This window comes from Streptomyces sp. GQFP (assembly GCF_021545335.1).
Lineage (GTDB): Bacteria > Actinomycetota > Actinomycetes > Streptomycetales > Streptomycetaceae > Streptomyces.
On sequence record NZ_CP089312.1, the window covers coordinates 5,257,935 to 5,280,753 of the forward strand.

Genomic DNA, 22,819 nt, shown 5'->3' on the forward strand with positions numbered 1-22,819 from the left:
GTTACGAGTCCGTCCTGGCGGCTCAGTCCCTCGGCAGGCGATCGAGGCGTACGGACCACTCGAATGCGCCATCAAGGATTCCGTTGGGCGACATCCACCGAACTGGCCGCTCAAGTACCGGTACTGGCGATGTATCACTTCTATAACACCTGATGGTTGAGATGTGAACTTTGGGGCGGGAGGGTGTGAAGATCCCTGAAGCGGTCGAACGTGTCTGCGCTTCTTCGTATGTGCGTTCCCGCCCACTTACGTTCTCCCAGGTAGCGCGCTCGGCCTCCCCCACGGGACGCGCCGCGACCGGGTAATCCAGAAAGGGTCGAGAGCCCTCCATGCAGTTGCCGCAGTTGCCAGACCGCGCCGCACCCGTGTCCCGCAAGCGAGTTCAGGCCATCGCCGTCTCTCTCGCCACCGCGGTCACCGTCGGTGGACTCGTCGTGATTCCGGCCGTCACCGCGCAGGCGGCCGTCTCCTGTGCCACCGGTACGTGGACCGAGCAGTTCTTCGCCAATGCCCGGTTGGCCGGTGCGGCGAAGAAGACCGTCTGTGATGCCGCCATCAGCGAGAACTGGGGGGCCGGGCGTCCCGCCGTCTCCGGGCTCGCCAAGGACAACTTCTCCGTTCGCTGGACCCAGGTACGGGACTTCGGCGGCGGCGGGCCGTTCAGCGTGACCGCCGCCAGCCAGGACGGCGTACGGATATACGTCGACGGCAAGAAGATCCTCGACACCTGGAAGGACGTCACGCGGACCCAGACGAAGACCGTCGCGCACACCTTCTCCAAGGGGCGCCACACCCTGCGCGTCGACTACTTCGCAGGCCGGGGTTCCGCCAACGTCTCGGTCAAGGTGACGCCCGCCGCCAAGGACAAGGTCAAGCCCAACGCTCCGGTGGGCGTGAAAGCCTCGTACGCGTATCCGACCGCCAAGCTGACCTGGACCAAGAGCCCCGAGGCCGATCTCGCCGGGTACCGGGTCTACCGGTCCACCAGTTCGAACGTGCCGGTCGTTCCCGCCAACCTCATCAGTGGCAGCAAGCTCGTCACCGCCACCTCGTACAACGACAAGCCCGCCGCCACTGGCGCCCGTTACTACTACCGTCTCGTCGCCGTCGACAAGTCGGGGAACGTGTCGGGCGGTTCGTCCGTTGTCAATGTGACGTCCAAGGACGTCACCGCACCCACCGCGCCCACGAACGTCACCGTGACCGGGAGCGGCACCGGCAACACCGTCGCCTGGGGCAAGCCCACCGCCGACACCGTCAAGTACCGCGTGTACCGCGCCACCTCGGCCACCGGCGCCGGTGTCACCAAGCTCGCCGACACCACGGCGGCCAGTTACAACGACGCCTCCGCCGCCGAGAAGGCCACCTACTACTACGCCGTCGCCGCGCTCGACGCCGCCGGGAACGAGGGCGCCCGCAGCGCCTACGTCTCCGGTACCCGGCCCGACACCACCGCGCCCGCCGCCCCCGCCAACCTCACCGCGACCGGCATGCTCGGCAGCGTCGAGCTGACCTGGACCGCCGGCGACTACCCCGACACGGTGGCCTACGAGGTGTGGTCGTCGGACTTCGCCGACGGGACGTACCAGAAGCGCGTGTCGACCGACGAGGGCTGGTACCTGGACATCTCGGCGCCCTATGACTCCGCGACCCACTACAAGGTGTACGCCCTCGATGCCGCCGGGAACCGCTCGGTCGCCGCGACCGTCTCCGGTACCGCGCTCACCCCGCCCGACACCACCGCCCCGGACGCGCCCAGCGGTCTCACCGCCGTCGGCGGGGACCGTGAGATCAAGCTGAGCTGGACCGCGCCGGTCACCGAGGCGGGCCTCAGGTACCGGATCTACCGGTCCACCAGCCCGGACGTGGCGCTCACCGGCGCGAACCTCGTCGCCGCCGGGCAGACCACCACCTCGTACACCGACACGGACTTCGACGCCGACGCGGTGACCTACTACTACGCGGTCACGGCGTACGACGCCGCCGGCAACGAGTCCGTGAGCAGCGGGTCGGCCGGGGCCACGACCCTGTACTTCGCCGCCGATCTCGTCGTCGGAAAGGGTGGGTACTCCACCATCCAGGCGGCGCTCAACGCGGCTCCCTCGGGGGCGACGGCGGATGTGACCATCCTGGTCAAGCCGGGGACGTACACCGGGTCCGTGGTCGTCGCCGAAGGCAAGACGCATCTCGTCATCGTGGGCGGGACGGGCGATGCGGCCGACACCGTCATCACTCAGGCGCGAGGTGTGAGCGACGGCAGCACCGCAGTCACGATGGAGTCGTCGGCGACCGTCTACGCCGACGCCTCCGATCTGACGGTCAAGAACCTCACCATCGCCAACGAGTACGTCGAGGACGCGACCAGCAGCAACAACCAGGCCGTCGCGCTGCGGACCACCGGTGACCGGCAGGTCTACGACAACGTGCGGCTGCTGGGCAACCAGGACACCGTCTACATCCGCGAGCCCGACAGCCGGGTGCTGATCCGCAACAGCTACCTGGAGGGCGACACCGACTGGCTCTACGGCGCCGGTACCGCCGTCTTCCAGAACGACGAGATCCACTACACCAGCAGCCGGGGCAAGAACGGCGGCTCGATCACCGCCGCCAGCACCAAGGCGAGTTCGAACCACGGCTTCCTGATCACCGACAGCGACATCACGCTCGACGCCGGTGTCACCTCGTACTACCTGGGCCGTCCCTGGCCGCAGTACTCCAGCGACTACCAGCCCCAGGTGATCGTCCGCGACACCTCCATCCCGAGGACTCCCACCTCGGCGTGGAAGGACTGGGACGCCAGCCACAGTTGGAAGACCGCGCGTTATGCGGAGTACCAGAACACCGGCGTCGGCGCCGACAACAGCGGGACGAACGCCGACCGGCCGCAGCTGAGCGACATCGAGGCCCGGAAGAACACGGCCGCGCGTTTCCTGCGGGGCACGGACAACTGGGACCCGACGGGCACGCTGGCCGCCGAGGACTTCGTCGTCCCGGACGCGCCGACCGGCCTGACGGCCGCGGCCACCGCCACCGGGATCGACCTCGCGTGGACCGCCGCGACGGACAGCGATGTCGCCGGGTACCAGGTGTACCGGCGGGCGCCCGACGGCGACACCCGGGTGATCAGCGGTCAGGCTCCCCTCAGCGGCACCTCGTACACCGACTCCACGGCCGTCCAGGGCAGCGCGTACACCTACTGGGTCGTCGCCATGGACACCTCCGGCAACCTCTCCGGCGACTCGGTCTCGGCCACCGCGACCGTTCCGGTGCCCGTCGTGGACGAGGCTCCGGGCGTCCCGACCGGGCTCACCGCGACCGGCGCCGCCGGGCGGATCGACCTGGCCTGGACCGCGCCCGCCGACGGCGACCTGGCCGGTTACCGGGTCTACCGGTCGACCTCCGCGGGGGTCACCGCGACCGAGGACAACCTGGTCGCCACGGGCGTCACCTCGACCTCGTACAGCGACACCTCGGCGGACTTCGGGACGACGTACCACTACGCGGTCGTCGCCGTGGACGCCGCCGGGCAGGTCTCCGGGGTCTCCGGCGAGGTCAGCGGCTCCGAACTGCCCGTCGGTACCGACGTGGTGGTCGCGGCCGACGGCACCGGGAACCACACCACCGTCTCGGCGGCCGTCGCGGCGACTACCTCCGGCGGTACGGCGGCCAACCCGTTCGTCATCGCGGTCCGGCCCGGCACCTACCGGGAGACGGTCACGCTGAAGAACAAGCCGTACGTGCAGCTCATCGGTACGAGCGGCGACGCGTCCGACACGACGATCGTCTACAACAACGCGGCGGGCCTCACCAACCCGAGCACCGGTTCCGCGTACGGCACCGACGGCAGCGCCACCTTCGCCAACCAGAGCAGCAACACGCGCTTCGAGAACCTGACGATCTCCAACGACTTCGACGAGGCCGCCAACCCCGACCTCATGACCGCCTACAAGGGCCAGGCCGTCGCGCTGCTCGCCCAGGGCGACCGGCAGGTCTACGACAACGTCCGGCTGCTCGCCAACCAGGACACCCTCTACACCAAGCAGCTCAGCTACGGCGGCGCCCTGAGCCGGCAGTACTTCACCGACTCCTACATCGAGGGTGACGTCGACTTCATCTGCGGTCACGGTACGACGGTGATCGACAACTCCGTCATCAAGGCGCTGACCTCCCGGACCAGCACCCCGATCCTCTCCGCGCCGCAGACCAACTCCGCGGTGGCGTACGGGTTCCTGATCGCCAACAGCCAGATCGTGACCGACGGGGTCAACACCGCCGCCAAGTTCAGCCTCGGCCGGCCCTGGAGCGCGAGCGGGCAGCAGGTCATCCGGAACACCTCGCTGCCCGCGCAGGTCGGCAGCGCCCCGTACAAGAACTGGAGCGACAGCCAGACCTGGGCCGCCGCCCGCTTCAACGAGTACGGGAACACCGGCGCGGGCGCCGACAACAGCGGGACCAACGCCGACCGGCCCCAGCTGACCGCCGAGACCGAGGGCACCTACACGGTCTCCGCCTACCTGACCGGCACGGACGGGTGGGCTCCGCAGGGCAGTTGATCCATCCCATACAGGTATCCAGGCGCAGGGCTCCGTCGTTCGCGGTGGGGCCCTGCGCCGTTGTCCGGATCGCCGGTCCGCGGCAGGATGACGGCGTGCCGATCTTGCCGCCGTCCGTCCTGCGCGCACTGGAGCGGTTCCACGCCGCCCGGCCATGGGACCACAACGCCCACTACCACCCGTGGATCCTGCGGCAGTTGCCCCGGCGGTACGGCCGCGCCCTGGACGTCGGCTGCGGCAGCGGCGACCTGGTGCGGCTGCTGGCCGCGCGGAGTACGTCGTCGGTGCTCGGCGTCGACTCGGACGCCGCGATCGTCGACCGGGCCCGCGAACTCACCTTGCCGGCCGCCCCGGTCACCTTCGCCGCCGTGGACGCGATGACCGGGCTTCCGGAGGGTCCGTACGACGTCATCACCTGCGTCGCCGTCGTCCACCACCTTCCGTACGCCGACGCGCTCGCCCTCTTCCGGCGGCGACTGGCGCCCGGCGGGACGCTGGTCGTCGTCGGGCTGGCGCGGGCCGAGAGTCCCGTCGATCATCTGCTGGGGGCTGTCGCCGTGTTGGCGAACCTCGTCATGGCGTGGGTGAGGAACCGGGGGCGGCGGGCGGCGCGGCCGGTGGCCATGACCGCGCGGACGCGGGTCGCGGAGACGGGGTTCGGCGAGGTGGTGCGGGAGGCGCGGCGGGTGCTGCCCGGGTGCCGGGTGCGGCGGCGGCTCTTCTGGCGGTACACGTTGGTGTGGCGGAAGCCGACGGGGAGTTGATCCCTTCTCGCAGCTTCTCGTTCTCATGGCGGTTTCCTTCTGGCGTTCCCTTCTGGCGTTCCCTTCTCCTTCATCTCCTTCTTCTGCTCCGTTTTCGCCCTCTTCCTGTGTCACCGTTGGCCCATGACCGAGACTGGGGCTGCCGTCCATGAACCTGCGTAGTCATCTTCTCCAGCGGCTGCTGGGGCTCGAACCTCCCCTCACCCGGGATCTCGTCGTCCAGCGGGATCTGCGCGTCCCGATGGCCGACGACATCGAGCTGCTGGCGGACCGATGGGTGGCCCGGGGGCGTGAGGACGACGGGCTGCCCGTCGCGCTGATCCGGACGCCGTACGGGCGGCGCGGGGTCCAAGGGGGCGGTTCCGTACGGCTGTTGGCCGAACGCGGGTTCCAGGTGGTCGTGCAGAGCGCACGCGGGACCTTCGGCTCGGGCGGGGTCTTCGAGCCGTTCCGGAACGAGCGGGCGGACGGGCTCTCGACGCTGGAGTGGGTGGTCAAGCAGCCCTGGTGCGCGGGGTCCGTGGTGCTGGTCGGCGCCAGTTACATGGGGTTCGCCCAGTGGGCCGTGGCCGATTCGCTGCCGCCCGAGGTCAAGGCGATGATCCCGATGGTGACCGAGTCGGCGCTGACCCTGGAGTTCCTGCGGACGGACGGGTTCTCGCTGGAGACGCCGTTCGAGTGGGGCGTGATGGTCGCCGGGCAGGAACGTCCCTTCGCCGTGCTGCGCCAGATCGCCCAGGCCTCCCGCAACCGTCGTGCCCTGGCCACGCTTCCGCTGAGCGGCGCCGACCTGGCAGCCCTCGGCCACCGCTCCGACTACCTCCAGAGCATCTTCGCCCATGACACCAACGGTCATGGTCCTGACGCCGACGACTGGGACGACCAGCTCGACCATCGGCATCGGGTGACGGGCGTGAGTGTGCCGGTCAGTTCGATCGGGGGCTGGTACGACATCTTTCTGCCGGGCCAGTTGCGGGACTTCCGGGCGCTGCAGGAGGCGGGGCGGTCGGCCCGGCTCACCGTCGGGCCGTGGGGCCATCTGTCCCCGCACGGCACGCCGATCCGCGAGGCGGTCGAGTTCGGGCTCGCCCACGCGCGCGGGGAGACGCCTCCGGAGCGGGGACCCGTACGGCTGTTCGTGATGGGCGGCGCAGGGGAAAAGGCCGGTGAGTGGCGGGACTTCGGTGCCTGGCCGCCGGTCGGGTACGCGCCCCGGCGGTTCCACCTGGGAGCCGGTGGTGTGCTCGGCGGCGAACCGGGTGAGCGGGCGGCGCACGACATCTATCGGTACGACCCCGCCGACCCCACCCCCGCCGTCGGCGGCGTCCGGATGGGCCGGGGCGCCGGGCGGGTCGCCAACGGGGAGTTGGAGGCGCGGGCCGATGTACTGACGTACACGACACCCGAGTTGGAGGAGGACGTCGAGGTCGTCGGGGAGGTCGGGGCGGAGATCTGGTTCAGGTCCAGCCTGGCGCACGCCGATGTGTTCGTTCGGGTGTGCGATGTCGACGCGCGCGGCCGGTCGTACAACGTGTGCGACGGGCTGGTCAGTGTCACCGGCGCCGATGAACTCCGCCTCGTCCGCGTCTCGTTGTGGCCCACCGCCTACCGCTTCCGGCGCGGACACCGCATCCGGGTGCAGGTGTCCAGCGGGGCGTTCCCGAGGTTCGCGCGCAACACGGGGACCGGCGAGCCGCACGGCACGGCCACGGTTCTGCTCGCCGCCGACCAGGAGGTTCATCACGGAGGTGGGCGTGCTTCGGCGGTCGTGCTGCCGGTGCGGAGTGAGTGAGCCGTCCCTCCAATACGTCCTTCTGTCCAGTTCGTCCTTCTATGTGTCCGTCTCGCGGATCTCGTCCATGTACGCGCGGGCCAGTTCGCCCTGGCGCGTGAACCAGTCGGCCAGTACGGCGACTTCGGCGGGGGGAGTCGGCGATGAGGCCGGCGAGGCGGGTGAGGTAGCCCGCGCGTTCCAGGCGGTTGAGGATGCCGGTGACCGCGCCCGTGGTGACGTGTGCGCGTTCGGCCAGGTCACCGGCGGTGAGCAGGTCCTCGCCCGCTTCCAGGACGAAGGCGAAGCAGGTGAGGTCGGTGACGTTCAGGCCGAGACGCCGGGCCATCTCCTGCTGGCTGAGCAGATGCGTCGCGATCGTGTGGTCCATCGCCGTGAGCAGCTGGGCAGGCGACGGGCGGGCGGGCGGGACGGGTCGGGGGCCCTGCGCGTCAGGACGCCCTCGCGGTGACGGGCGGGATCGCGGTACGCGTGGTCGCCGTGCTGGTCACCTGGGCGCTGCATCTCGCCGGGTGGGGGAAGGCGCCGGGCGTGCGGTCGGTGGGCGAGTGGCGGATGCGGGAGCGGGACCGCTCGGCGCGGGACGGGCATCCGGGGTGCGTGGGGTGCCGGCTGGCGGGGCGGGGGCGACGGGTGGGCGGTACGGCCGTCACCGCCGGAGCCGAGGCTGTTCCGGAACGCGTCTGAATCCCTGAATCTCTGGCTCCCTGAGCCTCTGGCCGTCTGACCTGGTCTTTTTGCTGGCCGAGGGGGCGTTGTCAGTGGCAGCCCGTACTCTCGCAAGGGATGGCACAGGCGTGGAGATGCACGGGGCTGCGATGGTCGGCGGACGGTCCCGTGCTGCGGTGGGGCGGTGGGCGCGACAGTGCGCTGACGTGGGGAAAGAGGGTGGCCTTCGGGGTCACGGAAGGGGGCGTACGGACATGTGTGGGAGCGCGGGGCAACGCCTGTCCGATACGGGCGGTGGTGTCGGGGCGGAGTACGGGGGCGCGGTGCGAGGAGTGCGCGCGGCTGGACCGGGCGCACTCGGTCGCCGCCGACACGATCGCGGACGATCCACGCCCCTATCACGTATATCTGGCGTGGTTCGGGCCCGGCATGACCAAGGTCGGCATCACGGCGCTGGAGCGGGGCTCGGCGCGGCTGCTTGAGCAGGGGGCGGTCGCCTTCAGCTGGCTGGGGTCCGGCCCGTTGATGGCCGCCCGGCGTACGGAGGAGCTGCTGCGCGCCGCGCTGGGGGTCCCGGACCGGATTCCGTACGCCGACAAGCGGGCGGTGCGGGCCGCGCTGCCGGAGACGGTGGCGGAGCGGGCCGCCGAGGTCGAGGAACTGCACGCCCGTGCGGTGGCGCTGGGGGCCTGGCCCGAGTCCCTGGAGCGGGCGCCCTGCCAAGTCGTCGACCACGTCGGGGTGTTCGGGCTGACCGGGTTGGCGCCGGCCGTGGGTGCGGTGAGCGAGCTGGCGGCCGGGGGTGTCGTCGGGGGCGAGCTGGTGGCGGCGGCCGGGCCCGATCTGCACCTCGACCTCGGGGACGCGGCTGAGGACGGGCGGGGCGTGGTGGTGCTGGACACGAGGCTGATGACGGGGTGGGAGCTGGTGCCGGTCGCGAGCGGCGGACTCACCGTGCCTGTACGGGAGTTCAAGGGGACGAAGGGGGCGGGGGAGGCGGCTGGGGTGCAGGACGGGTTGTTCTGAGCCCGATTCAAGGGGGGACCGAGCTGAGGAAGGTCTGACATCGGTATGAGGATGAGGTGAGAAGGGGAGGTCGGAGGGGACGAATCGGGCGTACGGAAGTGGGATGCGCAACGTCGGATCAGGTTCGCCCAGGAGACGCACAGGATGCCCTCTGGTGGGCTCGGGGGCTTGTCGTCAATGGGGGCGGTGGTCTGTGTGGCCGGGGAAAGAGCAGGTCAGGGCGGGTATTGTCGAGGCCGTCGCGGTTGGCCGGGCGGGGCCGTAAGCGACATTTGGGCGGCGGATTCCCAGAGGTTCCCTGAGAGGTGCCTGTGAGTTTCTCAGGAAAATCACAGGTTCCAGAAAGCTTGCTCTCAGAGGACACCGACAAGGTGTCCGCTATGACCACGACCTCGCCCCAGGGGCGCACCGAACTGCTGAGGCCGGACGGGAGCCCCGTCCGAGTGCTTGTGGTGGACGACGAGCTGTCGATCACCGAGCTGCTGTCCATGGCCCTCCGCTACGAAGGCTGGCAGATCCGCAGCGCGGGTGACGGAACGGGTGCGGTGCAGACCGCGCGCGAGTTCCGGCCCGACGCCGTCGTACTCGACATGATGCTGCCCGACATGGACGGCCTCACAGTCCTCGGCCGGCTGCGGCGCGAGCTGCCCGACGTACCCGTGCTGTTCCTGACGGCGAAGGACGCCGTCGAGGACCGGATCGCGGGCCTCACCGCGGGCGGCGACGACTACGTCACCAAGCCCTTCAGCCTCGAAGAGGTGGTAGCGCGGCTGCGCGGGCTGATCCGGCGCTCCGGTGCCGCCGACCGCCGCTCCGACTCCGTACTGGTCGTCGGTGACCTCACCCTCGACGAGGACAGCCACGAGGTGTCCCGTGCCGGAGAGGGCATCCACCTCACCGCGACCGAGTTCGAACTGCTCCGCTTCCTGATGCGCAACCCGCGGCGCGTGCTCAGCAAGGCCCAGATCCTCGACCGCGTGTGGTCGTACGACTTCGGCGGCCAGGCCAACGTCGTCGAGCTGTACATCTCCTACCTGCGACGGAAGATAGACGCCGGGCGCGAGCCGATGATCCACACCCGGCGCGGTGCCGGGTATCTGATCAAGCCCGCCGGCTGATCCGTACTCGGCGTGGGGCGGGCATGTGTTCGCTCTCATAGTCGCGGGTCGGTCGAATCCCCGGCGTACGGGACGGCGCGCGGTCAGAATGTAGGGCGCGTCAATGGTGGTGCCGCTCCGGAAGACGTAGTCGAGCCCGGCAGGAGGGCAGCACGGTGAGCAGTCAGAGGAAGTCGCACAGGCAGCGGAAGGTGAAGCGGCAGAACAAGCCGCGGACGTTGCGCACGCGGCTGGTGGTCTCGGCGGTCACGCTGATCGCCGTGGTGTGCGCCGTGATGGGTACGGTGACGACCATCGCGCTGGAGAAGCACCTCTACACGCAGCTCGACACCCAGGTCGAAGAGGCCGCCAAGCGGGCCGGCGGGCCGCCGGCCGGGACGGGACCGGTCGGTGACCTCGGCAACCCCGAGGCTCCCGGCCAGCAGCCGGGCGGCAACGGCTCGTCCTCCACCGCGCCCTCCACCGGCAACGCCACCACCTCCACGGGCGCCGCGAACCAGACCGTCAAGGAACGGCTCACGGAGTTCATGCAGAAGGGCGGGACGCAGGAGTACACCGTCGCCGCGGCCGTCGACGCGAACGGCGGTGTCACCGAGGCGTACGTCGCCGAGATGCCGGCGTCGAGCTCGACCTCGGCCGACAGCAGCGAGATGGAGGCCGTCGCGCTGAGCGCGGCGCAGCGGTCCGAGCTGGCCGCCGTCTCCCGAAGCGGTGGCCTGCACACCGTCACCCTGGGCGACCTCGGCGAGTACCGCGTCACGTACGTCACCGGCAGCCGCGGCAACTTCTACGTCGCCCTGCCCACCGACTCCGTCACCCAGACCATCAGCACCCTGATCCTCGTCGAGGTCAGCGTCACCGCGGCGGGCCTCGTGGCCGCCGGTATCGCGGGCTCCGTACTCGTCGGAGTGGCCCTCCGCCCCCTCCGCAAGGTCGCCTCGACCGCCACCCGCGTCTCCGAACTCCCCCTGCACACCGGCGAGGTGACCCTCAACGAGCGGGTCGCCGAGTCCGAGACCGACCCGCACACCGAGGTCGGCCAGGTCGGCGCCGCCCTCAACCGCATGCTCGACCATGTGCACGGAGCCCTGCACTCACGCCAGCAGAGCGAGATGCGCGTACGCCAGTTCGTCGCGGACGCCAGCCATGAGCTGCGTACGCCGCTGGCCTCGATCCGCGGATACGCCGAGCTGACCAGACGTGGACGTGAGGAGACCGGTCCCGACACCCGGCACGCCCTCGGGCGGATCGAGTCCGAGGCCGGGCGGATGACCCTCCTCGTCGAGGACCTCCTGCTCCTCGCCCGCCTGGACGCTGGCCGCCCGCTCCAGTTCGACCAGACCGACCTCGTACCCCTCGTCGTGGACACCATCAGCGACGCGCGTGCCGCAGGGCGCGACCACAACTGGCGGCTCGACCTGCCCGACGAACCCGCACTGGTGTCGGCGGACGCGGCCCGGCTCCAGCAGGTCCTGGTGAACCTGCTGGCGAACGCCCGTACGCACACACCGCCCGGGACGACCGTCACCGCGCGCGTGCAGCGGCGCGGGCCGTGGCTGTGCGTGGACGTGCAGGACGACGGACAGGGCATCCCCGCCGATCTGCTGCCGCATGTGTTCGAGAGGTTCGCGCGAGGCGACACCGCGCGCTCCCGGACCACCGGTTCGACCGGCCTCGGGCTGGCCATCGTGCAGGCCGTCGCGACCGCGCACGGCGGTGCCGTGACCGTCGACAGTGTGCCCGGACAGACCATCTTTACGGTGCATTTGCCAGCTCTTGCCCCCGAAACAAGCTGGCAATCGGACTCACAGGTACAGCACAGTGCCACCACATGGGTGGAACAGGGGGCCTGACGAAAGTCGGTCCTATGCGAACCGACTCTTCTCCCGGCACTCTGCCGGCGCGGGAGCACCTCCCGGCCGGAGACGCCGGTACGCCTGTCCTGGACGTAGTGATCCCCGTCTACAACGAGGAGAAGGACCTCCAGCCATGCGTGCTCAGACTGCACGAGCACCTCAAGCGCACGTTCCCGTACGCGTTCCGCATCACGGTGGCGGACAACGCGTCGACGGACACCACCCCTCAGGTGGCCGCGCGGCTGGAGGCGGAGATTCCGGAGGTCAGGTCCTTCCGGCTGGAGCAGAAGGGGCGCGGACGCGCCCTGCGGACAGTGTGGTCCGCGTCCGACGCGCCGATCCTCGCCTACATGGACGTCGACCTTTCCACCGACCTCAACGCCCTGCTGCCGCTGGTGGCACCGCTGATCTCCGGTCACTCGGACCTCGCGATCGGCTCCCGGCTCGCCCGCTCCTCGCGCGTCGTGCGCGGTGCCAAGCGGGAGTTCATCAGCCGGACGTACAACCTGATCCTGCGCGGCTCGCTGCAGGCCCGCTTCTCCGACGCGCAGTGCGGATTCAAGGCCATCCGGCGTGATGTCGCCCAGATCCTGCTGCCGCTCATCGAGGACACCGGCTGGTTCTTCGACACCGAGATGCTGGTGCTCGCCGAGCGCGCCGGACTGCGCATCCACGAGGTGCCGGTCGACTGGGTCGACGACCCGAACTCGACCGTCCACATCGTCAAGACGGCGACCGACGACCTGAAGGGGGTGGTGCGGGTGGGCAAGGCCCTGGCCTCCGGTTCGCTTCCGCTGGACCGGCTCGCCCGGCCCTTCGGCGACGACCCGCGCGACCGCGACATCAAGGACGTACCCAAGGGGCTGGCCCGCCAGCTCGTCGGGTTCTGTGTGGTCGGCGGGATGTCGACCCTCTTCTACCTGCTGCTCTACAGCGCCTTCCGGGGTTTCGCCGACTCGCAGATCGCCAACGCGCTCGCGCTGCTGGTCTCCGCCGTCGCGAACACCGCGGCCAACCGGCGGCTGACCTTCGGGGTGCGCGGCAAGGGCGGTGCCGTCCGCCACCAGGCGCAGGGCCTGGTCGTCTTCGGCATCGGACTCGCCCTGACCAGCGGCTCGCTCGCCGCCCTCAACGCGGCGACCAGCGACCCCGGTCACTCCACGGAACTGGCGGTGCTCATCGCCGCCAACCTCGCGGCGACGGTGCTGCGGTTCCTGCTCTTCAGGGCCTGGGTGTTCCCGGACCAGCGCGACGAGCCGGCGGCCTCGACCGTCGTGGCCTCGCACACACCGAGTTCGCCCACGTACCAGGCCTACAACACGGGCCAGTACACCAACACTTCGTACAACAACTCGCAGTACGGCAATGGCTCGTACGACCACGCCTCGTACGGCAACTCCCCTTACCCCACTGACCAGTTCCGCGCCGGTGATGTCGCGGAGAGCATCTGGGGGGACCCGACCACGCGGCTCCGGCCGGTGCGCCCGCACGACAGCCAGGATCCGAGGAACTCGCGATGACCACCGCTCACTTCGATCAGACCACCTATCCGCCGCCGGACTCACCGGACTCAACAGCCGTACAGCAGACGGTTGTTACGGACACCGCAGTGCCGGCTCCCTCCTCCGGTGAGCCCAAGCAGCCCTTCGTGCACAGACTGTGGCGCGGGCGGCCCGAGGACAACCGGTGGGTACGGCCCGCGTTCCTCGCCACGCTGCTGGTGATCGGCGCGCTGTACTGCTGGAACCTGACCGCTTCCGGATACGCCAACTCCTTCTACTCGGCGGCGGTTCAGGCCGGCAGCCAGTCCTGGAAGGCCTTCTTCTTCGGCTCCCTCGACTCGGCCAACGCCATCACCGTCGACAAGCCCCCGGCCTCCCTCTGGCCGATGTCGCTGTCGGTCAAGGTCTTCGGCCTCAACTCCTTCGCGATCCTGTTCCCGCAGGTCCTGATGGCCGTCGCCACGGCGGGTGTGCTGTACGCGTCCGTGCGGCGCCGGTTCAGCGCCACGGCCGGTTTCCTCACGATGGCGGTCTTCGCGCTGACGCCCGTCGCCGCGCTGATGTTCCGCTTCAACAACCCGGACGCGCTCCTCGCGCTCCTCATGGCCGCCGCGGTCTACGCGACCCAGCGCGCCATGGAGAAGGCCGAGACGAAGTGGCTGCTCTGGGCGGGTACGGCGATCGGTTTCGCCTTCCTGGTCAAGACGCTCCAGGCCTTCCTGATCCTGCCGGTCCTCGCCCTGGTCTATGTGATCTTCGCGCCGACCAGTGTGCGCAGGCGTATCGGACAGGTGCTGGCCGCCGGTCTCGCGATGGTCGTCGCGGGCGGTTGGTGGGTCGCGATCGTCGAACTGTGGCCGGCGTCCTCGCGCCCCTACATCGGCGGCTCGCAGAACAACTCGTTCCTTGAACTGACCTTCGGCTACAACGGACTTGGCCGTATCAACGGCGAGGAGACCGGCAGCGTCGGCGGCGGTGGCGGTGGTGGCAGCAGCGGCCAGTGGGGCGAGACCGGCTGGGACCGGATGTTCAGCTCCAGCATCGGCGGCCAGATCTCCTGGCTGATCCCGGCCGCGCTGATCCTGCTCGTCGCGGGCATCTGGGCCGGCCGCAAGGCCACGCGCACGGACGGCGTCCGCGCCGCGCTCCTCCTGTGGGGCGGCTCGCTGCTGATCACCATGGTGGTCTTCAGCTTCATGCAGGGCATCTTCCACGAGTACTACACGGTCGCCCTCGCCCCGTACATCGCGCCGCTGATCGGTATCGGCGCGGCCCTGCTCTGGCGGGAACGGGACAAGATGTGGGCGTCGCTGACGCTCGCGGGTGCCATGACGGCGACCGCGGTCTGGGGTTACGTTCTCCTCAACCGCTCCTCCGACTACCTGCCCTGGCTGAAGTGGCTCGTGCTGGTGGGCGGTCTGGTGGCCGCGCTGGGCCTGATCTTCATCAACAAGCTCGGGCGTCAACTGGCCCTCGCGGTCGTCGGGTTGAGCTTCGTCACGGCGCTGGCAGGACCGACGGCGTACTCCCTCACCACCCTCAACGAGGGCCACACCGGCTCGATCGTCACGGCCGGTCCGTCCGTGTCGGGCGGTCGTGGTGGCGGTATGGGCGGCGGTCCTGGCGGCGGTGGCGGCGGTGGCGGCATGGGCGGCCAGCAGAACGGCAACGGCAACACCCAGGGCAACCAGCAGGGCGGTGGCGGCATGGGCCAGCCCCCGACCGGCGGCAACGGCAACAGCAACGGCGGCGGCTTCCCCGGCGGCGGCAACGGCCAGAGCCAGGGCAACGGCAACACCCAGAGCCAGGGCAACCAGCAGGGCGGCATGCCCGGCGGTACGACCGGCGAGGGTGGCGGCATGGGCGGCGGCGGTGGCGTGGGCGGTCTGCTCAACGGCGCCAGCGTCACCAGCGAGGCCAAGGCCCTGCTGGAGAAGAACGCCAGTCAATACACCTGGGCGGCGGCGGCCATCGGCGCGCAGAACGCGGCGAGCTACCAGCTGGCCACCGGTGACCCGGTGATGGCGATCGGCGGCTTCAACGGCACCGACCCGTCCCCGACGCTGGCCGAGTTCAAGAAGTACGTGGAGGACGGCAAGATCCACTACTTCATCTCCAGCGGCTCCGGCGGCGGCACGGGCGGCAGCAGCAGCACGACGAGCACGTCGTCGCAGATCAGCTCGTGGGTCGAGAGCAACTTCAAGGAAGTGACGGTGGGTTCGGCCACCTTCTACGACCTGACGCAGCCGACGACCAGCAGCTGACCGTTTTTCCCTGGTGGTGGCCCGGAGCGATCTCGCTCCGGGCCACCACTTTGTTTTTGTTGTACGCCGTACAGGAACTGTTCTACGGTGTACAGCATGTCTACGTCCCCCCAGGGCACCCTCCCGGACCAGGCTCAGGGCCACCCCCAGCGCTGGCTGATCCTCGGTGTCATCTGTCTCGCGCAGCTCACCGTGCTGCTCGACAACACCGTCCTGAACGTCGCGATCCCCTCCCTCACCCGGGAGCTGGGCGCCTCCACCTCCGACATCCAGTGGATGATCAACGCGTACTCGCTGGTCCAGTCGGGCCTGCTGCTCACCGCCGGCAGCGCGGCCGACCGCTACGGCCGCAAGAGGATGCTGGTCGCGGGCCTGGTCCTGTTCGGCGTGGGCTCACTGGTCGCCGGCCTTGCCGACAGCACCGGCCAGTTGATCGCGGCGCGCGCCGGGATGGGCGTCGGCGGCGCACTGCTGATGACGACCACCCTCGCCGTGGCGATGCAGATCTTCACGCCCGAGGAACAGCCGAAGGCCATCGGCATCTGGGCCGCGGTCAACTCCCTCGGCTTCGCCACGGGCCCGCTCATCGGCGGCTTCATGCTGAACCACTTCTGGTGGGGCGCGATCTTCCTGATCAACATCCCGGTGGCGGCGCTGGGTTTGGTGGCGGTCGTGGCGCTGGTCCCCGAGTCGAAGAACCCGACAGGCGACCGCCCTGACCTGATAGGTGCGGTGCTCTCGACGATCGGCATGTCCTCGCTGGTCTTCGCGATCATCTCCGGCCCCGAGCACGGCTGGACGTCCGGCCGCGTACTGGCTCCGGCGACGGTCGCGATCGTCGTCCTGGGCGCCTTCGCGTACTGGGAGAGCCGGATCCCGTACCCCATGCTCGACATGCACTTCTTCCGGAACCGCCGGTTCACGGGCGCGGTCGCGGGCGCGGTGCTCATCACCTTCGGGATGGGCGGCTCCCTCTTCCTCCTCACCCAGCACATGCAGTTCGTGCTCGGGTACGGCCCTCTGGAGGCCGGGCTGCGCACGGCGCCGCTCGCCCTCGCGATCGTCGCCCTCAACTTCACCGGCGTGGCGGCGAAATGGTCGGCCAGGCTCGGCACCCCGCTCGCCATCGGGCTGGGCATGACGGCGATGGCGGCGGGCCTGGTCTCCATCGCGACGGTTGCCTCCGGCGGTTACGCGGGTACGTTGCTGGGCCTGCTGCTGATCGGAACGGGCGCCGCGGTGGCGAGCCCGGCGATGGCACACGCGATCATGAGCTCGATCCCGCCGGAGAAGGCGGGCGTCGGGGCGGGGATCAACGGCACGGTGGCGGAGTTCGGGCAGGGGCTGGGGGTCGCGGTGCTGGGCGCGGTGCTGAACTCGCGGTTCGCGGCGCTGGTTTCGGTGGCGGCGGTTTCCCTGCCGGGGGCGTTGGCGGAGGCGGGGTCGGCGGCGGAGAGGGTTCGGATTACGGAGGCGTTTGCTTCTGGGCTGGAGACCAGTCAGTTGGTGGGGGCGGTGGCTGTGTTGCTGGGTGGGGTTGTTGCGGCGGTGTTGTTGCGCAGGGCGGAACGGGCAGAGTCCGAGGTGGGTGTGGTCGCCTAATAGCTCGGGGGTTCTGTTCGATTGCGGGTGCGGGTTCGTCGTGGCTGGTCGCGCAGTTCCCCGCGCCCCTTAAGGTCGGCTGCGGCCTAGCATCTTTGCAAGTGAACGTACGTATCGGAAGGCGCGCCATGGCGAAGGCAGTTGAACGGCCTGCGCGGACCAGTGTGTGGCTCGAAGGGAAGACGCGTCGGAGTAACAGTGGCCGGGGTGGGCAGCCCTCGGGGCTGGACCGCGACCGGATCACCGAGGTGACCGTCCGTCTGCTGGACGCGGAGGGGCTGGCGAAGTTCTCCATGCGCCGTCTCGCCGCCGAGCTGAACGTGACGGCGATGTCCGTGTACTGGTACGTCGACACCAAGGACGACCTGCTCGAACTCGCCCTCGACGCGGCCTCCGCCGAACTGCGCCTGCCCGACCCGGAGGCTGAGGGCGAGGACTGGCGCGACCAGTTGCGCGTGCTGGCCGGCGAGTACCGCTCCCTGCTGGTCCGCCACCCCTGGGTGTCGCCGCTGGCCGGTACCTACCTCAACATCGGCCCGCACTCGCAGGCCTTCTCGCGTGTCGTCCAGCGCGTGCTCCGCCGCACCGGCCTGCCCCCGCGAGGGCTGACGGGCGCCATCGCCGCCGTCTTCCAGTTCGTGTACGGCTTCGGCACGGTCGAGGGCCACTTCATCGCCCGCTGCGTGGACGCCGGCATGACCCAGGACGCCTATTTCCGGCACGCCATGAGCGCTGTCGGTGCCGCCCCGGAGACCGCCGAGTTCATCCAGGAGTCGGCGGACATGATGGCGGCGCGGGGCGGCGGCACGGTGGAGGAGATGCGAGAACGGGACTTCGACTTCGCCCTGGAGCTGCTGGTGGCAGGGATCGAGGCGATGGTGAAAACCAACTTGAAGGAGACCCCGTAAGGGGCGCGAGGAACTGCGCGATCAACCACGACGACGCCGCAGCCGAATCCGAACAGAACCCCCACCCCAATAGGCGCCCCCTACTCCTGCGGAGCAAGCCGCGCCGGGAACCCACCCGTGGCAACGGGCCCCCACTTCACCGGAGTAACCCGAATAATCGATTTACCCTGCTTCACCATCGCGGCGCGATACTCGTCCCAGTCCGGATGCTCCCCCGCGATGTTCCGGTAGTACTCCACAAGCGGCTCGACAGCCTCCGGAGAGTCGATGACCTCCGCCGTCCCGTCGATCTGGACCCACGGCCCGTTCCAGTCGTCGCTCAGGACGAGCAGGCTGACGTGCTCGTCCCGCTTGGCGTTGCGCGTCTTGGCGCGCTCGGGGTACGTCGACACGACGACCCGCCCCGAGTCGTCGACCCCGCAGGTCAGCGGCGAGGCCTGCGGGGACCCGTCCGCACGCCGGGTGAGGAGGATCGCCCGGTGGCGGGGCCGCACGAAGTCGAGCAGCTCGTCCAGGGACACAGAGGTGTTCGTAGCGATGTTCGGTGCCATACGGCCAGCCTAGGCGCAGAGGGGATGCAGGGCTGGCCGGACAGGCCAGCCCGGGCTTCGAGTGGTTCGGCGAACAGGTCACCACCGCCAGGGAAAGGTACGAGGGATGTTCGAGGTGGAAGCCGTACGACACATCTCTGCCGGACTCCAGGCGCTCGGCCGCCGAGTCGACCAGCGTGGCCAGCCGGGTGGCGTACCGGTCGTACGCGCGGGCGAACCGGTGCGCGTGCTCAGCCAGTGCCCCTCCGAGCCAGGACGCCGCTTCCTTCGCCTCGTCCCAGGTGCCGCGCACCAGTGAAGGCGGTTTGATCAGCCAGTACGCGGTTTCCAGCGGCGGCAGATCGACGGTGGGGAACTCCGCCGACACTTCCCGGTGGCGCTGGACCAGTTCCGGCCTGCTCCTGGCCGGGGGCGGCTCGGGATGCGGGGCCGCGTCCAACTCCGCGGTGGTGAACCGCAGCGGCTGCGCGTCAGGCCGTTTGCTGTCACCGAGGGCCCACGTGTCCTCACCGATCCGGGCCGGCGTCACGCACCCCTCGGTGCAGGGACCGCCGCACGCCTTCACGGGCAGCGAAGGAACCAGACCCGGCACGGGTGGATACCGGAAGATGACCGTGGTGGCCCGCCTGCCCATGGATACAGCAGGCCAAAGACCGCGACGAGGTGTTGCGGGGGCACGTCCTACTTGCTGAGCGAGTGCATACCGGGCGGCATCCACCACACGCGCCCCACAGCGTCCGTGGGGAATTTCTCCGCCGTACCCCTCCTGTTGGCCAGGTCTGGCTACCCTCGCCTCGCCCGGTCCGGCACAGGAGAGGTACATCGATGAGTACGCCGATCCACCGCACCTCGACACGGCAGTCCGCAGCCGTCCTGACGTCGGCCCGGCACCGTGAGGGAGGGAGCCGGACCGGGAGTACGTCCGCACGCCCGCTGGAGCGCGCCCTCCTGGAGATGCAGTCCCGCGCCGGCAACCGGGCCACGACCGCGGTGGTGCAGCGCGTCCGGGACACCGAGAGAGGGGATGCGGCGGCGAACGGCGACGCGTCCCCCGGAGCGAAGAAGAAGGACTATCGCGACCGGATCGCCGCGCTCCTCGACAGGTTCAAGAAGAATCTCGAACCCATCGACACCTTCATCAAGGGCTTCCAGACCCCCACCAACGCGGCTCTCACCCAGCAGGCCGCCGTCGCGGCCAACGAGGGCCTCAAGCACTCCGCCGCCGCCTCGGGGACCTCCGCAGCGTCGGGCAACCTCCTCACGGAGGCCGCCGGCACCGTGGTCAACGGCATGGACGCGTACAAGAACATGAAGGACGCCCAGAAGCACGAGACCGGGGCCGACCACCACAAGGCGAAGAAGAAAGCCAAGACCAAGGGCGCTGACACGGTCGTCGGCGCCGCCGCTTCGGGAAGCTACAGCGCCGCCATCGCCAAGGAGGTGACCAAGGTCCAGAAGGCGGCGGACGCCGCGGTGTCATCCGAGGCGAGCGGTATCGCCAGCGCTTCCATCGGCGTGATCAAGGCCACGCGGTCCGCCTTCCGCATCGGGGGAGCAGCCGGCAAGTACAAGCAGATCAAAAACCTGGGAGATCCCCGCCTCGTCCAGGCGGAGTCACTGGCACGGCTGAACGAGTCGCGCATGCAGGCCAACTGGGCCGCAGCGGAGGCTTACGTCGCGCTGGACGCCTACTGGGAGCATGAGGGCCCGGGACGGCTGGAGCTCCTTTCCGAGGGCATCGACGCCGCCTTGGAGGCGATGGATGAGGCCCGTGACGCCGCCGAGAACCTCCAGCACGCCGAGAACGACGTGGAACAGCTGAGCAAGGTGCAGGAGTACGCGAAGAAGAAGCAGCTCACCAAGATCGGCAAGGAGGCGGCCGGCGGCGGGGGCGAGTCCGTCAAGGCCGCGGCCGGGGTCGTGACGGCGGTCGCGGCGGGAACAGTCGGGCTGGCGAGCAACCCGGTCGGATGGGGCCTCGCCGGGGCCGGGGCCGGTCTCGTCCTCGGCGTCACCATGTACAAGGCGCTCCGCGCCGCCACGAAGCGCTACGAAGAGGTCCACCACCCCGAGCGCTGGGCGCCGCAGGGCGAGACCCCGGCGGAGGCCGCCTCCCGCAAGGAGTCGCTGCAGCACGCGATGAAGTTCTGGAAGAAGGTGTCGAAGGGCGAACGTCAGGCAATGGCGCGCGAGATCTACGCCCTGGCGGCGGGTCCCGCCATCTCCGGGAACACCACGGCCGAGATGCGGGAGTCCGCCAGGTCCCTGCTCATCGCCCTCAAATCCGGCCCCGCCAAGCACAAGCTGGAGCCGGACGCCTGGGCCGAGACCCTCAACGACCCGGCGAAGACCTCCGGTTGGATCGCGGAGATAGCGGAGCAGCTGGCCTCGGGGTGACCTGGAGCGGGCCGGCTACCGGGGGGTCGACAGGGCGGCGGGGGCCGTGGCTGTCTCGACGCAGTCGTCCACATCCCGTCGCTGCCCACGTGTGCCCGCGTCGACATCGAAGCTGAGATCAGGCGAGTTCGTAATCCGCATGTGGCACAGCCAGTGCCCAGACGGCCTCGAACGCGTCCGAGCACAGGTTCACGACGAGAGCGACCCGGAGTGCCGGCCGTGGCTACGGGTCGTCGCCGGCCTCGCAGCCCAAGGAGTTGAGGTACGCAGGGCGCGCACCCACGACCCGCGCGCGGCACGGGTCGCATGTATGACCGTACGGTCCGTGCTGGACAGCCACGGCAGGCCCGAAATCCTCGACGCCGTAGAGCTGACGGACGTCTCCGCGTCGGACTCTGGGACAGTTACCCGCGTATCCCCTCCTCTGGCCCCTGGGGGACGGCCTGTTGGACCGCGGTGCCGGGAAGTTGCTGTGGTTCGAGGTGGGAGGGTGAGTGGGACCGGCCGGTTCTGGAGAAGGATCCGAGCGGACGGACAACGGACAACGGACAACGCAAGCCTGGGGGCGGGGAGCACAGTATGGACAACGGTGAGAACGACGGCAGCGCGGACCAGTGGCCCCTACTCCCCGACTGGATGTGGGACTGCGCCGACTGCGTCCGGCTCTACGAGGAGATGCGCCACGTCCAGGCCGAAGTGGCCGGGTTGACGGCCGAGGACTCCTCCGTCGACTGGGACTTCACCGACAGCGTCCTGGGGACGCAGATCAGGCTCGGCCGTCATCTCGCCGACGCGCACGCCGAGTTGCTGCCCCCGTGGGATCCCGCCTGCGCGACCTGCGCCGAACGCCAGGAGGCCCTGGTGAAGGCGGACGGACGGCCCGACTGGATGCCCGCCGCCGTGATGAACGCCGAGGAACACCGAGCCCGGCACCTCTTCGTTCCGCCCCGCCTGCTCCGCCTCCTGTAGCCCGGGTCTCAGTCAGTCACGCCGTCGGCAGCGCGTCCCCCTGCACCGCCTGAACGTCGATCTCCACCCGCAACGTCGTCCCGATCGCCGCGATCCCCGCCCGTACCACCTGGTTGTAGTTCATGGCGAAGTCCTCGCGCCGCAGCTTGGTCGTCGCCCGGAAGGCGGCTCGCGTGCCGCCCCATGGGTCGGCGCCGGTGCCGAGGTAGGCGAGGTCGAGGTCGACGGGCCGTACGACACCGCGCATGCTCAGCTCGCCGTGGACGGTCCAGCGGTCGGTCCCGGCGGCCGGGGTGAGCCCCGTCGAGTGGAACGTGATCTCCGGGTGGCGTTCCACGTCCAGGAAGTCGGCGGACCGCAGGTGATCGTCCCGCATCGCGTTCCCCGTGTCGATCGAGGCGGCCGAAATGACCGCCTCCACCCGGGACTTGGCCACCTCGTCGGGCACGATCTCGATCGTCGCCGTGAACTCGGTGAACCGTCCGTGCACGCTGGAGATGCCCAGGTGCTGGGCGACCGCCCCGACGGACGAGTGGGCCGGGTCGACGGTCCACGGCCCCGGCGGCGGCAGTTCGGCGCCGCCGCCGAGGCGGGCCAGGGTGACCGTCCCGACCTCGGTCCGCCCGCTCGCCGTCACGATCGCGCTGGACGCGGTGGGCGCGTACCCGACGGCCGTCACGATCACGGTGTACGCGCCGGGCGCGAGCGGGGTCGCGTCGCGCACGACCCCGTCCGCGTCGGCCCCGGCCCGCAGCACCTGCTGCCCGGTCATGTCGGTCACGGTGACGACGGCGTGCGAGACGGCCCACCCGTCGCGCGTCAGAACCCGTGCGTTGAGGCCCATGTCG

The 22,819-nt window shown here is 69.9% G+C and carries 15 protein-coding genes and 3 pseudogenes; 13 read left to right on the forward strand and 5 right to left on the reverse strand.

What is annotated here, in order from left to right; translation table 11 throughout:
* Window positions 1–329: 329 nt before the first annotated feature.
* The 3 genes from LUX31_RS23280 (at window position 330) to LUX31_RS23290 (ending at window position 7,109) form a co-directional block, all read left to right on the forward strand.
* Window positions 330–4,553, forward strand: coding sequence for a pectinesterase family protein (locus LUX31_RS23280; protein WP_235476914.1), 4,224 nt, complete (start codon window positions 330–332; stop codon window positions 4,551–4,553).
* 95 nt (window positions 4,554–4,648) lie between these two features.
* The gene (locus tag LUX31_RS23285) at window positions 4,649–5,317 is read left to right on the forward strand and encodes a class I SAM-dependent methyltransferase (RefSeq protein WP_235476915.1); all 669 of its coding nucleotides are present in this window, start codon (window positions 4,649–4,651) and stop codon (window positions 5,315–5,317) included.
* A 148-nt stretch (window positions 5,318–5,465) separates the two neighbouring features.
* On the forward strand, window positions 5,466–7,109 hold the full coding sequence (locus LUX31_RS23290) for a CocE/NonD family hydrolase (RefSeq protein WP_235476916.1): 1,644 nt from the start codon (window positions 5,466–5,468) through the stop codon (window positions 7,107–7,109).
* 39 nt (window positions 7,110–7,148) lie between these two features.
* Here LUX31_RS23290 and LUX31_RS23295 read toward each other — a convergent pair.
* Window positions 7,149–7,479 (reverse strand): annotated as a pseudogene (locus LUX31_RS23295) (MarR family transcriptional regulator).
* A 77-nt stretch (window positions 7,480–7,556) separates the two neighbouring features.
* Between LUX31_RS23295 and LUX31_RS23300 the strand changes: the two are divergent.
* From LUX31_RS23300 to LUX31_RS23335, 8 genes are all read left to right on the forward strand, one after another.
* A complete protein-coding gene (locus LUX31_RS23300; RefSeq protein WP_443045988.1) occupies window positions 7,557–7,796 on the forward strand; it encodes a hypothetical protein in 240 nt (79 codons plus the stop codon).
* Window positions 7,797–7,895: 99 nt separating this feature from the next.
* Window positions 7,896–8,804: a DUF2797 domain-containing protein gene (locus tag LUX31_RS23305; protein WP_235476917.1), complete on the forward strand. Its 909-nt coding sequence runs from the start codon at window positions 7,896–7,898 to the stop codon at window positions 8,802–8,804.
* A gap of 380 nt (window positions 8,805–9,184) precedes the next feature.
* Complete coding sequence (locus LUX31_RS23310) at window positions 9,185–9,922, forward strand: response regulator transcription factor (protein ID WP_235476918.1); 738 nt, start codon at window positions 9,185–9,187, stop codon at window positions 9,920–9,922.
* 155 nt (window positions 9,923–10,077) lie between these two features.
* Window positions 10,078–11,775, forward strand: coding sequence for a sensor histidine kinase (locus LUX31_RS23315; protein ID WP_235476919.1), 1,698 nt, complete (start codon window positions 10,078–10,080; stop codon window positions 11,773–11,775).
* Between the two features lie 14 nt (window positions 11,776–11,789).
* Window positions 11,790–13,298 carry a bifunctional glycosyltransferase family 2/GtrA family protein gene (locus tag LUX31_RS23320; protein WP_235476920.1) on the forward strand — a complete coding sequence of 503 codons (1,509 nt, stop codon included), beginning with the start codon at window positions 11,790–11,792 and terminating at the stop codon, window positions 13,296–13,298.
* Window positions 13,295–15,544: an ArnT family glycosyltransferase gene (locus tag LUX31_RS23325; protein ID WP_235476921.1), complete on the forward strand. Its 2,250-nt coding sequence runs from the start codon at window positions 13,295–13,297 to the stop codon at window positions 15,542–15,544. The genes LUX31_RS23320 and LUX31_RS23325 overlap by 4 nt, the downstream gene beginning before the upstream one ends.
* Window positions 15,545–15,640: 96 nt before the next feature.
* On the forward strand, window positions 15,641–17,146 hold the full coding sequence (locus tag LUX31_RS23330) for an MFS transporter (RefSeq protein WP_235476922.1): 1,506 nt from the start codon (window positions 15,641–15,643) through the stop codon (window positions 17,144–17,146).
* 128 nt (window positions 17,147–17,274) lie between these two features.
* Window positions 17,275–18,054 carry a TetR/AcrR family transcriptional regulator gene (locus LUX31_RS23335; protein WP_235476923.1) on the forward strand — a complete coding sequence of 260 codons (780 nt, stop codon included), beginning with the start codon at window positions 17,275–17,277 and terminating at the stop codon, window positions 18,052–18,054.
* Between the two features lie 80 nt (window positions 18,055–18,134).
* On the opposite strand, the gene LUX31_RS23340 is transcribed toward LUX31_RS23335, so the two are convergent.
* The 3 genes and pseudogenes from LUX31_RS23340 to LUX31_RS23350 all read right to left on the reverse strand — a co-directional run.
* Window positions 18,135–18,605 (reverse strand): PPOX class F420-dependent oxidoreductase, encoded by a 471-nt coding sequence (locus tag LUX31_RS23340; RefSeq protein ID WP_235476924.1) that lies wholly within the window; start codon window positions 18,603–18,605, stop codon window positions 18,135–18,137.
* A gap of 31 nt (window positions 18,606–18,636) precedes the next feature.
* Window positions 18,637–19,044 (reverse strand): annotated as a pseudogene (locus LUX31_RS23345) (hypothetical protein); the annotation flags it as partial.
* Window positions 19,033–19,215, reverse strand: a pseudogene (locus LUX31_RS23350) (hypothetical protein); the annotation flags it as partial. The pseudogenes LUX31_RS23350 and LUX31_RS23345, both read right to left, overlap by 12 nt.
* A gap of 215 nt (window positions 19,216–19,430) precedes the next feature.
* Here LUX31_RS23350 and LUX31_RS23355 point away from each other — a divergent pair.
* Together LUX31_RS23355 and LUX31_RS23360 are read left to right on the forward strand one after the other, a co-directional pair.
* Window positions 19,431–21,002 carry a hypothetical protein gene (locus LUX31_RS23355; protein WP_235476925.1) on the forward strand — a complete coding sequence of 524 codons (1,572 nt, stop codon included), beginning with the start codon at window positions 19,431–19,433 and terminating at the stop codon, window positions 21,000–21,002.
* Window positions 21,003–21,581: 579 nt separating this feature from the next.
* The gene (locus tag LUX31_RS23360) at window positions 21,582–21,971 is read left to right on the forward strand and encodes a hypothetical protein (protein ID WP_235476926.1); all 390 of its coding nucleotides are present in this window, start codon (window positions 21,582–21,584) and stop codon (window positions 21,969–21,971) included.
* Window positions 21,972–21,987: 16 nt separating this feature from the next.
* Here the strand turns inward: LUX31_RS23360 and LUX31_RS23365 are convergent, their stop codons facing one another.
* Window positions 21,988–22,815 (reverse strand): YceI family protein, encoded by an 828-nt coding sequence (locus tag LUX31_RS23365; RefSeq protein ID WP_235476927.1) that lies wholly within the window; start codon window positions 22,813–22,815, stop codon window positions 21,988–21,990.
* Window positions 22,816–22,819 lie beyond the last annotated feature (4 nt).